Origin of the sequence: Methylotenera versatilis 301 (genome assembly GCF_000093025.1) — a bacterium.
Lineage (GTDB): Bacteria > Pseudomonadota > Gammaproteobacteria > Burkholderiales > Methylophilaceae > Methylotenera > Methylotenera versatilis.
Map to the genome: position 1 here is coordinate 2,187,067 of NC_014207.1, position 14,391 is coordinate 2,201,457.

The 14,391-nt window shown below is 43.6% G+C and carries 13 protein-coding genes; 8 read left to right on the forward strand and 5 right to left on the reverse strand.

What is annotated here, in order from left to right; genetic code table 11:
- Positions 1-77: 77 nt before the first annotated feature.
- From mutS to M301_RS09965, 5 genes are all read right to left on the reverse strand, one after another.
- Positions 78-2,654 carry a DNA mismatch repair protein MutS gene (gene mutS / locus M301_RS09945; protein ID WP_013148646.1) on the reverse strand — a complete coding sequence of 859 codons (2,577 nt, stop codon included), beginning with the start codon at positions 2,652-2,654 and terminating at the stop codon, positions 78-80.
- Complete coding sequence (locus tag M301_RS09950; protein WP_013148647.1) at positions 2,647-4,695, reverse strand: site-specific recombinase; 2,049 nt, start codon at positions 4,693-4,695, stop codon at positions 2,647-2,649. The genes mutS and M301_RS09950 overlap by 8 nt, the downstream gene beginning before the upstream one ends.
- 29 nt (positions 4,696-4,724) lie before the next feature.
- The gene (locus M301_RS09955; protein WP_013148648.1) at positions 4,725-5,531 is read right to left on the reverse strand and encodes an inositol monophosphatase family protein; all 807 of its coding nucleotides are present in this window, start codon (positions 5,529-5,531) and stop codon (positions 4,725-4,727) included.
- A 262-nt stretch (positions 5,532-5,793) separates the two neighbouring features.
- Complete coding sequence (locus M301_RS09960; protein WP_013148649.1) at positions 5,794-6,834, reverse strand: rhomboid family intramembrane serine protease; 1,041 nt, start codon at positions 6,832-6,834, stop codon at positions 5,794-5,796.
- A gap of 49 nt (positions 6,835-6,883) precedes the next feature.
- Complete coding sequence (locus M301_RS09965) at positions 6,884-7,894, reverse strand: TIGR03790 family protein (RefSeq protein WP_148218597.1); 1,011 nt, start codon at positions 7,892-7,894, stop codon at positions 6,884-6,886.
- 232 nt (positions 7,895-8,126) lie between these two features.
- Between M301_RS09965 and M301_RS09970 the strand changes: the two genes are divergently transcribed.
- From M301_RS09970 to hscB, 8 genes are all read left to right on the forward strand, one after another.
- Positions 8,127-8,900: an RNA methyltransferase gene (locus tag M301_RS09970; RefSeq protein ID WP_013148651.1), complete on the forward strand. Its 774-nt coding sequence runs from the start codon at positions 8,127-8,129 to the stop codon at positions 8,898-8,900.
- A 99-nt stretch (positions 8,901-8,999) separates the two neighbouring features.
- Positions 9,000-9,782 (forward strand): serine O-acetyltransferase, encoded by a 783-nt coding sequence (gene cysE, locus M301_RS09975; RefSeq protein ID WP_013148652.1) that lies wholly within the window; start codon positions 9,000-9,002, stop codon positions 9,780-9,782.
- A 161-nt stretch (positions 9,783-9,943) separates the two neighbouring features.
- Positions 9,944-10,474 carry an Rrf2 family transcriptional regulator gene (locus M301_RS09980; RefSeq protein ID WP_013148653.1) on the forward strand — a complete coding sequence of 177 codons (531 nt, stop codon included), beginning with the start codon at positions 9,944-9,946 and terminating at the stop codon, positions 10,472-10,474.
- Between the two features lie 19 nt (positions 10,475-10,493).
- Complete coding sequence (locus tag M301_RS09985) at positions 10,494-11,648, forward strand: cysteine desulfurase family protein (protein WP_013148654.1); 1,155 nt, start codon at positions 10,494-10,496, stop codon at positions 11,646-11,648.
- A 76-nt stretch (positions 11,649-11,724) separates the two neighbouring features.
- A complete protein-coding gene (locus M301_RS09990) occupies positions 11,725-12,978 on the forward strand; it encodes an IscS subfamily cysteine desulfurase (protein WP_013148655.1) in 1,254 nt (417 codons plus the stop codon).
- Positions 12,979-13,135: 157 nt separating this feature from the next.
- Positions 13,136-13,531, forward strand: a complete 396-nt coding sequence (iscU, locus tag M301_RS09995) for a Fe-S cluster assembly scaffold IscU (RefSeq protein ID WP_013148656.1) — start codon at positions 13,136-13,138, stop codon at positions 13,529-13,531.
- 3 nt (positions 13,532-13,534) lie between these two features.
- The gene (gene iscA / locus M301_RS10000; RefSeq protein WP_013148657.1) at positions 13,535-13,858 is read left to right on the forward strand and encodes an iron-sulfur cluster assembly protein IscA; all 324 of its coding nucleotides are present in this window, start codon (positions 13,535-13,537) and stop codon (positions 13,856-13,858) included.
- Positions 13,855-14,376 (forward strand): Fe-S protein assembly co-chaperone HscB, encoded by a 522-nt coding sequence (gene hscB / locus M301_RS10005; protein WP_013148658.1) that lies wholly within the window; start codon positions 13,855-13,857, stop codon positions 14,374-14,376. The genes iscA and hscB overlap by 4 nt, the downstream gene beginning before the upstream one ends.
- Positions 14,377-14,391 lie beyond the last annotated feature (15 nt).

Sequence of the window (14,391 nt, forward strand, 5' to 3'; positions counted from 1 at the left end):
TTATGAAGATTTTAGTCATTCTTTAACAACATGGCTAATGATTAAAAGCCCATTATCAAAAAATTACAATTACCTTTTCAAACAAAGGTCTTTAGATGATAAAGAACTTCTAAAGCTTGCTTAGGCGTCAAGTCGTCTGGATTAACACCCTCTAATGCATTAACCACCGGATGCAACACTATTTCTGGCGCGATTGCTTCGCTTGAAAACAAATCTACTTGGGCGTTATTGTTTGCCACATTTTGATTTTCAAGCTGGAGTAATTTGCGCTTTGCGCTCGCCACTACCGATTTAGGAATACCCGCCAACTGCGCTACTTGCAAACCATAACTTTGATTAGCAGCACCCTCTTCAACCTTATGCATAAAGACTATGTTGTGACCATGCTCAACTGCATCTAGATGCACGTTAGCGGCCTGTTTAAACTCATCGACAATGCGTGTAAGTTCAAAATAGTGGGTTGCAAAAAGTGTATAACTGCGGTTCTTCTCTAGCAACTGCTTAGCCACAGCCCAAGCCAAACTTAAACCATCAAAAGTCGAAGTGCCGCGACCAATTTCATCTAGCAATACTAAGCTTTTATCCGTCGCATTATGCAAAATGTTAGCGGTTTCTGTCATTTCCACCATAAAGGTAGAGCGACCACCTGCCAAATCATCAGATGCGCCGATTCGCGTCATAATGCGATCAATTTCTCCGATTTTAGCCGAACTCGCCGGAACATAACATCCACAATGCGCCAACAATACAATCAACGCAGTTTGCCGCATAAAGGTTGATTTACCACCCATGTTAGGACCGGTAATGAGCAACAACTGGCGATAAGGATTTAACACCACATCATTGGCAATAAAGGGCTGGGCGATACTTTCAACCACAGGATGGCGCCCATTTACAATTTGAATGCCAGCTTCTGTAATAAATTCTGGTGCAACATAATTGAGTGTTTCAGCGCGTTCGGCAAAACAACTCAACACATCCAAGCTAGCAACCGCACCAGCATTGGTCTGCAGGGCGACAATAAACGGCATTAGCTTCTCTAGCACTTCGGCAAAAAGCAGCTTCTCGCGCGCGAGTGCGCGGTCATTAGCGCTCAGTACTTTGTCTTCAAACGCTTTAAGTTCAGGCGTGATAAAGCGTTCAACATTTTTTAGCGTCTGACGACGTCGATATTCTGCAGGGGCGGTTTCAGCTTGCGCGCGACTCATTTCAATATAAAAGCCGTGCACACTGTTGTACTCAACTTTTAAATTAGTGATGCCTGTGCGGGCTTTTTCGGCCGCTTCATATTGCAATAGAAATTCGCCATGATTATTTTGCAGCGCACGTAATTCGTCCAACTCAGCATCGTAACCATCAGCAATCACGCCACCTTCACGCAACACAACGCTTGGCTCGGCTTTAATCGCGGTAGTCAGCAAACTCGCAACCGCATTCGGCGGGGTTAAACTTGAGCCCAAAGTCTGTAATAAGCTGGTTTGTGAGTTTTGCAATTGCGCTTGCAGTAAAGGTAATTGCTGCAAACTTGCAGACAAGCCTGATAAATCTCTCGGCCTAGCTGTTTTAAGGGCTATACGGGCTGTGATACGCTCTATATCGCCGATATTCTTCAGCGGCAACATAGCGTAACTATTATTCTGAATCAGCTCAGCTACTGCTTCATGGCGCTTCATCACCAAATTTCTATCTTGCAATGGGTGATGCAACCAGTGGCGCAAAAGCCGTGCGCCCATGGCAGTTTGCGTGGTATTGAGCAGTGAATACAAAGTCGGGCTTGCTTCGCCACGCAAGGTCATATCTATTTCTAGATTGCGTCGTGTGGCAGCATCTAGCTGAACGTAAGCACTAGTCACTTCAACCGAAATGGCGTTGATATGCGGCAAGGTGGTGCGTTGCGTGTGCTTCACATAATCAAGTAAAGCACCCGCCGCACAAATGGCTGGGTTAAGGCTAGCGCAGCCAAAACCGTTTAAATCATATGTGTTGAACTGTTTAGTTAAAGTATTAAAAGCACTGTCAAAATCAAACTGCCATGGGCTTAAGCGCTTTTTAGCCACTTTACTCAAACCGATTGCCGCATGCATAAAATCATCTGCCAACAAAATCTCACTGGGGGCAATACGCTCAATCTCTTGGCCTAATAGCCCGACTGCAATCTCGCTTAAAATAAACGTACCAGAAGCGAGATTTAAACGTGCTAAACCAATCACGCCTTCTGCTTGAAAAATGCTGAGTAACTGATTATCACGAGACTCATCTAACAGCGCCGTATCAGTTAACGTACCTGGCGTTAAAATACGTGCGACTTGCCTATCCACAGGACCTTTGCTGGTTGCGGGATCGCCTATTTGCTCACAAATCGCAACCGCTTCACCTAATTTAGCTAATTTAGCTAAATAGCCTTCAGCCGCATGATATGGTACACCTGCCATTTTGATAGGCTGACCATTACTGCTACCGCGATGCGTTAATGTTATACCCAGCAGACGTGAGGCTTTTTCAGCATCTTCAAAAAACAACTCATAAAAGTCGCCCATGCGATAAAACAACAACATATCTGGATGCTGTGCCTTTAAACCAAGATACTGGCGCATCATGGGGGTGTGGCTAGCGGCGGCTGCCTCATGTGCTGAGGGCTGTTGAATCTTACTCATGGTCAGCAGTAATTTTATCCGTCGAGTTTTTAGGTGGAAAAATAAATTCACCTGGATGCTGGTTTAATCTTGTTGCCAAATTACCCAACAATAATCGCCATTGTTTAAAGCGGACCTTACGCGACTTCATGGCCACATAAAGCGCCAAGCTGAAACTTACAGCAAGATTCACAAAACCGATTAACGCCAAGCTCAAGGCAATATAAGCAACGGCTTGCCAAGTTAACATGAAATCTAAAGCAACTGCAGCATACCCAGCATATGCCGATGAAAAGGTAATGTGCCTGATATCAAAAGGCAAACCAAAGAGCACGCCTATTGCCGTCATGCCGCCTAACAAACAACCAAAATAGAAGTTACCGGCCAGCGCACCCAAGTTGTTTTCTACATAATTAGCAACGCGATTAAGCCGCGTAACACCTAGAACTTTCTGCATCCATGTAACAGCACGTAAGCGCTGAGGAATTTTGTTATAAATAGCCAAATTATCATGGTAACCAGCAATTAAGCCCGATAAAAACAAACAAACACCCGCCACAGCAGCATAAAGCAAGGCACCACTGCGAAAAGGATCGATATCAGCCATAAGGTGATGTGCTTTTTCTGGCGTGATGAAATGCTGACCAGTAAAGTGTAGCGTACCCAAAGCAATCAACATCGCGATAGGGACTACCAATACTACATTACCAAAAATTGCGACGAGCTGACTGCGCATGGTATTGGCAATCATCGCCACCAAATTATCCATTTCTTTAGATTTGCTGTCAGTTGCGTCAATACTGGCAGCAATCGCAGCAGCAGTCATAGCAGGCTGCTTAGTAGCAACCGTAAAATGCAATATGTGAATTAGAATAAATCCTAGGCCGTAATTTAAACTAAATAAGATAGCTTCAGTCAGCGGTGCCATATGCTGCTTGGCAAGCGTGATTTTAATCATTGCCATGAAAGCAATAATAACGCCTGCACCCATTGCTGAGCGCATTAATGCAAAGTATTCGCTACGATTGCCTGTGATGTAATGCTCACCTGTGCGACTGGCATTTTCAGTCACACGTAATGCCATGACTTCCATATTCTCACGCCAATGCTCACTTACGTCGTTTTTATGGCATTCGCTATAAACCAGCTCTTTGAAAAGCTGTACGATTTTTAGATTCGCTTTAGAGTGAGCTTCTTTAGGACTTGTCTCTTGATTATTGTGACTGTCATCACTGCTGGTGTGGTCAAGAATCTCTAATAGCGTTTCTAGTCGGCTGACTTGTTGCGCCATTCTCTGCAACATAAAAGTCAGTTGTATGCTGGTACCAACAATCGCGCTATTGCGTCGAATTTTCATGACCACTTCACTACACTGATTCAGCATCACTAAAATATGCTTGATATCAGTCTCGTTACTTTTTGAATTTAAATCATGCGTATCTGCATCTGGCGATGCCAGAAACTCAGCTAACTCTATTTGCTGCGCAATAAATGGTGAAGTATGTTGCTCAAGTTCAGGATGATTGCGCAGCAACTCAGGCTCTAAGCCTAATGCTGCTATTCGGTATGAAAGCACCTGAGTCGCGGCCAAAAAATTCTGTCGGCATGATTCAATAATAGGTTCCGTAATATCAGTAGTAGCCTCATTGAACCTTATTGCTACGATAAGCTGCTCCCAAACCTCATCAGGTACAGCCTGCACCCATAACTCATCGCTGGTTTTAGTGAAAAAACATGCGAATAAATCAATGAGATAAGACTCATCAACCGCTTCAGGTAAGAGCTTATGCCCTATGCGCCTCCGCATTTCAGTAAAGAACCCCGAAAAAGCGGAATGACGGGTCACTAAGAATAGTGAGATGGGTTTATGTTCGCTTAATAGTCTTAATATCGCCTCACGCAACTGGCGCGCTTTTTCAGGGTGACTGTTGAGCAAATAACACAGCGCTTGAATCGCTTTGATGGCCGCTTCCACCTGATTTGGCTTTGACGGCCTAATTTCTGCAATTAAGCTTGCAATAAACTTAGCGGTTGATTGCGGCGAATGAACAGACTCACTCATATGCCGCTCGAACACGTGCTCTATCATCGTTATTTAGGTGTTTTTAAATCGTCAGTTAAATGCGGGCTTAAGGTTTGCAGCATTTGAGAGAATATTTTTGGGTTGGCAGCAACGATATTGCCTGTTTTAAGCCATGACTCATTACCTTCAAAGTCTCCCACAATACCGCCCGCTTCTTGCACGATTAAACCGCCTGCGGCGACGTCCCAAGTTGACAGGTCAATTTCCCAAAAACCATCATACCAACCTGCAGCCACGTAAGCCAAATCTAATGCGGCTGAACCTGGACGGCGAATCCCAGTGGTCTTTTTAATCATGTCTTTCAACATATCTAAGTAGGTATCTAGATGCGTGAAATCACGGAATGGAAAGCCTGTACCGATAATGGTATCTTGCAATTTTGTGCGTTGTGATACACGAATACGCTTGTCATTCAAGAATGCACCGCGACCTTTGGTTGCAGTAAACAAGTCATTGCGATTTGGGTCATACACTACCGCGTGCGTCAATACGCCGCGTTCTTGCAAGGCGATTGAGATGCAATATTGCGGCATGCCATGTAAAAAGTTGGTAGTGCCGTCTAACGGATCAATAATCCAAATGAAATCAGCTTCAGAATTCGATTCGCCGCTTTCTTCACCCAAAAATCCGTGCGTTGGATACAAATCCTTCAACATGTCGATAATGGCACCCTCTGCAGCTTTATCTACTTCAGTGACAAAGTCATTGTAAGTTTTGGTTTGAATTTTGAGGGAGCCTACGTCTTCAGAGGCACGTGTAATAATATTGCCAGCGCGGCGTGCAGCTTTCACTGCATTGGATAACATAGGATGCATATTTTCTCGAATCTTTGTTGGTAGTCTGTTGCTTTAACCTGTATTGAATAAAACTTAGGCTAAATATGGCTTGAGTCATTACTTAACCTTCAATGACTTAAGTAATGACTCAAGCTTTAAATTCATGTTAAAGAACTGATAAGTCAGCATTTTAATACTATTTCACGTATTCACCAATCGCCATGTTCACCAATTAACAAGTTCATTAATCGCCATGAAGAGCTGGCCTAAGCAACTGTAAGTTTTGACGCAAAAAGTTTTCTTAAGGTTGCGGCAGCTGCATAATCGGCTTACTTCGCATTTTATCTGCCAGCACTTGCGACTCAGACTTTCTTTTTTCAACATACTGCAATATGTTTTTAAGTTTAGCGGCTGAGGGCAATGCCGGGTCACTCGGCAATTGTGATAATTGCTCAAAACTTTGTTCATAAGGCTCGCTAATCGCCTCGTCTATATGATTCGCCAAGGAATCAAAGGTCGCTTCGCCTTTATTACCTTCATGCATAATTTGTAGCCAAGAGCGATTAATAGCCTGATCTTTTAATAAAAACTCATCCACTTTCTTACGCAATAGCAACTCATCACTCCAGCGATACTTAGGTGCTGGAATATTCAGCACCAAAACCACACAGGCGAGCACAATAACGCCAGCAGCTAACAACTTAGTATTGCGCGATACAGGCTTAACCTCAATGGATTGCGAAAGTAAAATACTACTGAAAATACCCGTCAAAAAACCACCTATGTGGGCGGAATTATCAATGCCTGGCACAATAAAACCAAACACGATAGTCGCCACAGAAAACACCGAAGCGCCCCAGAACAACCAGCGAAACTCATGACGCGCAATCGATTGTCGTTCACGCCAGAGGAAAGTCAGCAGTGCGCCATAAACCCCAAAAATAGCGCCTGACGCACCGCCAGACACTGCAGCATTCCCTTGAATAACCAGTGACACTAAGTTGCCAGTTAACCCACTCAACACGTAGATCCCAGCAAAACGAAGATGCCCATACATGCGCTCAACCAGCTGTCCTGCATCCCACAATGACCAAACATTCACTAGCAAATGAATGATGCCAAAATGCAGAAACATCGCAGTACCTAAACGCCACCATTCGCCATCTTGCGTTGCTGGACCGAAATTAGCCCCCCAAGCGAGCTGAATAGCATTCGGCGAATGCCAAAAACCGGCACCCTTTACCAACATCGCCACAAAAACTAAAATATTTGCCGCAATAATCAGCTTGGTAATCGTGACTTGTGGCACGCGTGATTTCAGCGTTAAGTGTAATGGCTGCAAATGAAATCCTATGTGTCTTATGCTAATAACTCAAATACCAACTTAAACCTCACTGAACATTTTGCAGCATTCGGCAAGAGGTACAGTATGGACTCGCTAAAGGCTCACCTATAAACAAACCCTGTGCTGGCCATGCAACGCTTTTCCAATAAGCTTCCACGGCGCTTTCGCCCGAAAGATAATGTGCAAGCAGTACGGTTGGGTTAGGGAATTTTTGCCAATAATTACAAGGCTCGGAAACAGTGCCATAGCTAGCAGTAGCACCAGCTTCCAGCCATTTCAAGCTACTCATTTGACCGCCTCCTAGTAAGTCTCCACCAGAAGAAGTCAAATGGTCAGCAAGCGCACCAGGCATAAATCCTAACGTATCCAGCTTTGGCACATGTGCAAGACCAGTCTCATACACCATGATGTCTTTCATATTTTCAATTGCGTCTAATTGCAAAGTTTGTATCTGTAGCTTTCTCTCAGGAATCTGCATAGATTTTGGGAAAAACTCAGCTCTAGAACTGCGCAGCTTGTCTGAGGTATTTAAATAATAAGCGCTCGCTTCACTCATCATAAATCCGCTTAATATGCCGCGATCGATCAATGCTTTTGCCTCATCTACCGACTCTGTCGGCATTAACATAGATAGTCTCAAACCCGCATCAACAGGCTGTGTCGTAGCACTATTAAAATAAGGGCTCATTTTGCCGGGGCCGCAAGTTTTTTTGCACTGCTGTGCGTCAAAACCTAATGTCAGTGCAGACGTAATCGCGTTGCACTCCACCGCATAAGGCGCTGTCCAAACTAGCAAGATGACTTGCATCTCTGGTTTTAGTTTTTCATCAATAGATTGCTTGAGCTGATTAAACTGCTCAACCGTGAGTTTTTTAGGATTTCCAGGGATGTTGACTCGAATAAGATTATCCGACGGAATGCCGCGTGCTTTCAAATAATACTGACCGATGGCTACACTGTTAGTATTAGCCGTATTCACGATCACAGCCACGTTGCTTGGCCTAATTAGAGAATCAGCTGCAAACACCTTATTCATAAACAAGGTACTCGAAAACATAAGCGCCGTAACGCTAAATAAAATAATAAGTTTCTTCATCAGCCTATGACTAAATATTTGCACGAAGCATGCTTCAGTATACCTTTAACATTTAAACAATTTAATTTTTACAATATTTTTGCTGCATTTAAGTTTTAATCACTCATCATGACCATACAGCAGATTTAAATGTTCAAAATCCATATAGTGCAGAGTTTAGAATGATAAAATGACACTTTAATGGTGATATGTCATGACAGCAAATTTAGACGCAATAAAATCAGACTCAGCAAAAGCTGAATCCTTACACAATGTACGTGTAGTGCTATGCCAAACCAGCCATCCTGGGAATATTGGCTCAGCAGCACGCGCAATGAAAACCATGGGGTTGAAGCATTTATATTTGGTAAAACCAGATAAGTTTCCAGACGCCCATGCCACCGCTCTTTCAACTGGTGCAGCAGATTTACTCGAAAATGCAATCGTGACGGAAACATTAAGTGAAGCACTGCAAGGTTGCGTACTAGCTATCGGCATGAGTGCACGTAAACGTCAAATTTCGCACGAGCTTGTGAATGTGCGGGAAGCCGCAATGCGAGCAAGTAAAATAGCGGCTTCGCAGCCTATCGCCTTGGTATTCGGCACTGAGATGAGCGGTCTTTCGAACGCTGAATTAGATTGCTGCCAGCTGCTTGCCATGATTCCAGCGAACCCTGAATACTCATCACTCAATTTAGCGGCTGCAGTGCAAGTCATGTGTTACGAAATGCGTATGGCGGTGCTTGAGTGTAAACTGGATGAAATCACGCCAACCGAATACGCTACTAACGAAGCCTTAGAAGGTTTATATGCACATCTGGAAGATACGCTCATTAAAATTGGCTACCTCAACCCCAATGCACCAAAGAAACTCAGTGAGCGTATACGTCGTATCTATGCCCGTGCCAAACTTGAAAAAGAAGAAGTAAATCTGCTTAGAGGCATTCTAACGTTAACGATAGAACCAAAAAAACATACCAAGTATTAATTAAATCTTTACTACTCATGATTCATCGCACATTAATCAAACCAGCATATTCATAGCTTTTAAAGCAATCGACACTGCAAGTTATGTCATAATATCGCCATGTTTAATCACCTAAAAGAAGACATCTCCATTGTGTTCGAGCGCGACCCTGCTGCGCGCACACATTGGGAAATACTTACCACTTACCCTGGTGTACATGCGCTGCTGATGCACCGCCTATCGCATTGGCTATGGAAGCAGCACTTATATTGGCTTGCGCGCTTTAATTCGCATCTAGCTCGCTGGCTCACAGGCATCGAAATTCACCCAGGTGCCACTATTGGTCGTCGCGTGTTTATTGACCACGGTATGGGCGTAGTAGTCGGCGAGACAGCCGTGATTGGCGATGATTGCACGCTTTACCACGGTGTAACACTTGGCGGAACTTCATGGAACAAAGGTAAGCGTCATCCGACGCTTGAAAGTGGCGTGGTGATTGGTGCTGGGGCAAAAGTACTCGGCCCGATTACCGTAGGCACTGGTGCAAAAATCGGCTCAAATGCAGTTGTAGTAAAAAACGTACCTGCCAATGCAACAGCTGTTGGCATACCTGCGCGGATTTTAGAAGAAGAAAAAGCCAACAAAGAAGAGTCTAGCAAAAGCGCCAGCTTTACGGCTTATGCGGTGATTGATGATAACGATAAGTTCAATCACGAGGCGATGTCTAAAGCGCTACAGGTACTACTAGAACACAGTGCAGCACAAGATGCTAAGTTGGCTGAACTAACTTTACAGCTGCAGGCGCTCAGTAATGATGAAACTAGTGATACCAAGGTTGCTACTGCATTTGATGTAAAACAACCAATAAAAAGCAAAGTCACTAAAAAAATCACCTCAGAATAATCATCTAAAAAAGTCGCTAAGCGTAAAAAATCTTGCCTGGAATAGAATTATCAAGCAACTTAAATGAGTTGCTTTAGCAAGTGAACTTAAATGGGCTAATAGTTGACTAAAGTGATCAGGTATTATAAAATTGCCTGTAATTACATAGGTGCTATTTACTAATGAAACTTACAACAAAAGGTCGTTTTGCTGTGACTGCGATGCTGGACTTAGCATTACACGAAGCGCTAGCCAATAGCGAGAGTAAGCTTGCAGGTAGCGAGCTTAACGAAATTAAACCCGTTACACTCGCAGGTATTAGCGAACGTCAGAGCATTTCACTTTCATATTTAGAGCAGCTATTCAGCCGCTTGCGTCGTCAAGGTTTAGTGAACAGTGTTCGCGGACCCGGCGGCGGCTACAAGCTTGCAAAAAACTATGCCGACATTTCAGTAGCTGAAATTATCAATGCGGTAGATGAGCAAATCGACGCAACACACTGTGGTGGTCAAGAAAACTGTAAAGATGAAGGTCGCTGTATGACACACGACTTATGGTCTACGCTCAACACTAAGATTTTAGATTACCTTGCCGGCGTAAGTTTAGCCGATATGGTTGCGTCACAGACATCAGATAAAAAAGTCACCATTATGCCGCGTGCTAACAGTGCTTGCAGTCAAAAAGATCTAACTATCGAGGCTGCGGTCGTTTAACACTCACGATACTTTAGCAATGGCCAACATCTATTTTGATCATAATGCGACTACTGCGCTTGATAATCGCGTATTAGAAGCCATGTTACCTTGGATGACAAACCAAGCAGGCAACCCAACCAGTCGCCATGTTTTTGGTCGCTCAGCGCGTGATGCTGTTGAACATGCACGAGCTCAAGTAGCTGAAGCCTGCGGTGCTTATACCTCGCAAGTGGTATTTACTTCGTGTGGCACTGAAGCCAATAATTTTGCTGTAAAAGGTATTGCCGCAATTAAATCAGCGGCGACTGCGCGACAAATTTTAACAAGCGCCATTGAGCATCCATGTGTGACTCGACCTGCAATAGCGATGCAACAACATGGTTATGTCAGTCAAAAAATTGTAGTTGATGCAAACGGAAAAGTAGATTTAGAGAAATTTAAATTACAGTTAAAAACACCAACAGGCTTGGTTTCAGTCATGTTGGCAAACAATGAAACAGGTGTGATACAAGAGCTGGGTACTATTGCTGATATGGCACGAAGCGCAGGTGCATTTATGCATACTGATGCGGTACAAGCGCTTGGGAAAATTGATCTGAGCTTTGCAGATTTAAATGTAAATGCCATGACGATTTCCAGCCATAAGATTCATGGCCCACAAGGTGCGGCAGCACTTGTAGTCGATAAAAAACTAGATATACAGCCACTATTGCATGGTGGTGGACAAGAAAAAGGTTTACGCAGCGGCACAGAAAACGTTGCAGCAATTGTTGGTTTTGGCGCAGCCTGTGAGCTAGCCATGAGTAATCGGGCGAATTTTGCGACTCACACTGCAGCCTTACGCAATCAGCTTGAGCAAGGTTTACAAGCATTAGATGTTAGCATTTTCGGCAAGCAAGTAGCGCGCATCCCGAATACCAGCTTTTTTGCGATTGACAATATTGAAGGTGAAACACTGGTCATGGCATTAGATCGTAAAGGCTACGCGGTTGCTAGCGGCTCAGCTTGCTCTAGCGACAGTACTGAACCTAGCCATGTACTTTTGGCCATGGACATACCTGCTGACGTAGCGCGTGGCGCAGTAAGAGTTAGTTTTGGTGCAAGTAACACGGCAGCACAAGTGGCAAACTTTTTAGCCACATTGAATAATGAAATTATGAGATTAAAACAATTGACGGCGATAGCCGCTTAATTAAGGTTTTTAGGGCAGTTTTTACCGGCCTATAAAACCCAAACCGATTTAATAAAATGCAAGGATAAATAAAAGAATGTCAGCTTCACTAGAAATGCCAGTTTCAAAACACGCAGAAGATAGTATGCATCCAATTTATTTGGATTACTCAGCAACTACACCTGTTGATCCGCGCGTTGCCGCAAAAATGATTCCATATTTAACGGAAGATTTTGGCAATCCAGCTTCACGTAGCCATCCGTACGGCTGGACTGCTGAAAAAGCGGTTGAGAACGCACGTGAAGAAGTTGCCAAGTTAGTGGGTGCAGACCCGCGCGAAATCGTCTGGACATCTGGTGCGACTGAATCAAACAACCTTGCAATTAAAGGTGCGGCTAATTTCTACAGCGGCAAAGGCAAACACATTATCACCGTAGCAACTGAGCATAAAGCGGTGATTGACCCAATACGTGAACTTGAGCGCCAAGGTTTTGAAGCCACATTCTTAGAACCAGAACCAAATGGCTTAGTGGATTTAGAAAAATTCAAAGCGGCTATTCGTCCAGATACCGTGTTAGCGTCTGTGATGTTAGTCAACAATGAAATTGGCGTGATTCAAGACATTACTGCAATCGGCAATATCTGCCGTGAAAATGGCGTGATTTTTCACGTAGATGCGGCGCAAGCAACAGGTAAAGTACATATTGATCTAGAAAAATTACCTGTCGATTTAATGAGCTTCAGTGCACATAAAACGTACGGCCCTAAAGGCATTGGCGCTTTGTATGTTCGCCGTAAACCACGTATTCGGATTGAAGCGCAAATGCATGGCGGCGGTCACGAGCGTGGTATGCGTTCAGGTACATTAGCCACGCATCAAATCGTTGGTATGGGCGAAGCGTTTAGAATTGCTCGCGAAGAAATGGATTTGGAAAACGCACGCATTCGCCGCTTACGCGATAAATTGTTGCATGGCTTAGAAACTATGGAAGAAGTTTACGTGAATGGTGATTTAGAACACCGCGTTCCACATAACTTGAATATCAGCTTCAATTATGTAGAAGGAGAATCTCTGATTATGGCCGTTAAAGGTATTGCCGTTTCAAGCGGCTCTGCATGTACATCAGCCAGCTTGGAGCCAAGCTATGTATTGCGCGCTTTAGGTCGTACCGATGAATTGGCGCACAGCTCAATTCGCTTTTCAATCGGTCGCTTCACGACTGAAGAAGACGTTGATTACACCATCAACTTAATGAAAAGTAAAATTGATAAATTAAGAGAATTATCCCCACTTTGGGAAATGTTTAAGGACGGAATTGATCTAAGTAAAGTGCAGTGGGCTGCACATTAGATTGATTTAGAATATTTTTTTAGAATTTATATAGAGTTTAATGAATTAAAAGGCGAAGTAAAATCAAGGCAGCAAGCCGAAGACAGTACATTTAGTACGGCGAGGCGAAGCTAACGATGAGTTTACGATGCGTTTTAGTTTATATTAGGAGAGCAACATGGCATATTCAGATAAAGTTTTAGACCACTACGAAAACCCGCGTAACGTTGGTACGTTAGATAAAAACGATCCAAACGTAGGTACCGGTATGGTCGGTGCGCCAGCTTGTGGCGATGTAATGAAATTAATGATTAAAGTGAATGATAGCGGCATTATTGAAGATGCTAAATTCAAGACTTACGGTTGTGGTTCAGCCATTGCCTCAAGCTCTTTGGTAACAGAGTGGCTTAAAGGTCGTACTATTGAAGAAGCTTATGCGATCAAGAATTCAGAAATCGCTGAAGAGTTAGCATTGCCTCCAGTAAAAATTCACTGTTCAGTATTGGCTGAAGATGCAATTAAAGCAGCTGTTGCTGACATTAAAGCGAAACAAGCTGCGAAAGTGACTGCATAATCTATGGCAATATCACTGACAGAAACCGCGGCTAATCGCGTAGAAAAATTCCTTGCCAATCGCGGCAAAGGCATTGGCTTACGTTTGGGCGTTAAAACCACAGGCTGCTCAGGCATGGCGTATACACTGGAGTTTGTAGATGAGATGCATCCAGAAGACACCGCGTTTGAAAGTCACGGCGTTAAAGTGATTGTTGACCCTAAGAGCCTTGTTTACATTGATGGTACAGAATTAGACTTTACCAAAGAAGGCTTAAATGAAGGCTTTAAGTTTAACAATCCAAACGTAAAAGACGAGTGCGGTTGCGGTGAAAGCTTTACAGTGTGAGTTTGAATTACTTTGAGTTGTTTGGACTTGAACCAATTTTCAATATTGAGTTAGCCGCACTAGAAAGCAATTTCCGCAAGATACAATCTGAGTCGCACCCAGACAGATTTGTGACTGCGCCAGCTGCTGAAAAGTTAAGCGCGATGCAACAAGCAACCCTAGCAAATGAAGCTTATCTAAGCCTTAAAAATCCGGCTAATCGCGCTAAATATCTTTTAGAGTTACAAGGCATCACTGCGATTAGCGAAACTAATACAGCCATGCCAACTGATTTTTTGATGCAGCAAATGGAATGGCGAGAAGCAACGGAAGATGCAGTGTCAGCAAAAGATGTAGACGCTTTAGATAGCTTATTAGCTGAAATTCGTGCTGACGCAAAAAGCTTGCAAGAGAGTTTAGTCAGTTTGCTAGATGTGCAGAAGGATTACGCCGCTGCTACTGATGCCACTCGTAAGCTCATTTTTATCGATAAAGTGTCTGAAGACATTAATCGCGCAATAGAACAAATAGACATTTAAGATAGCAATAAACTG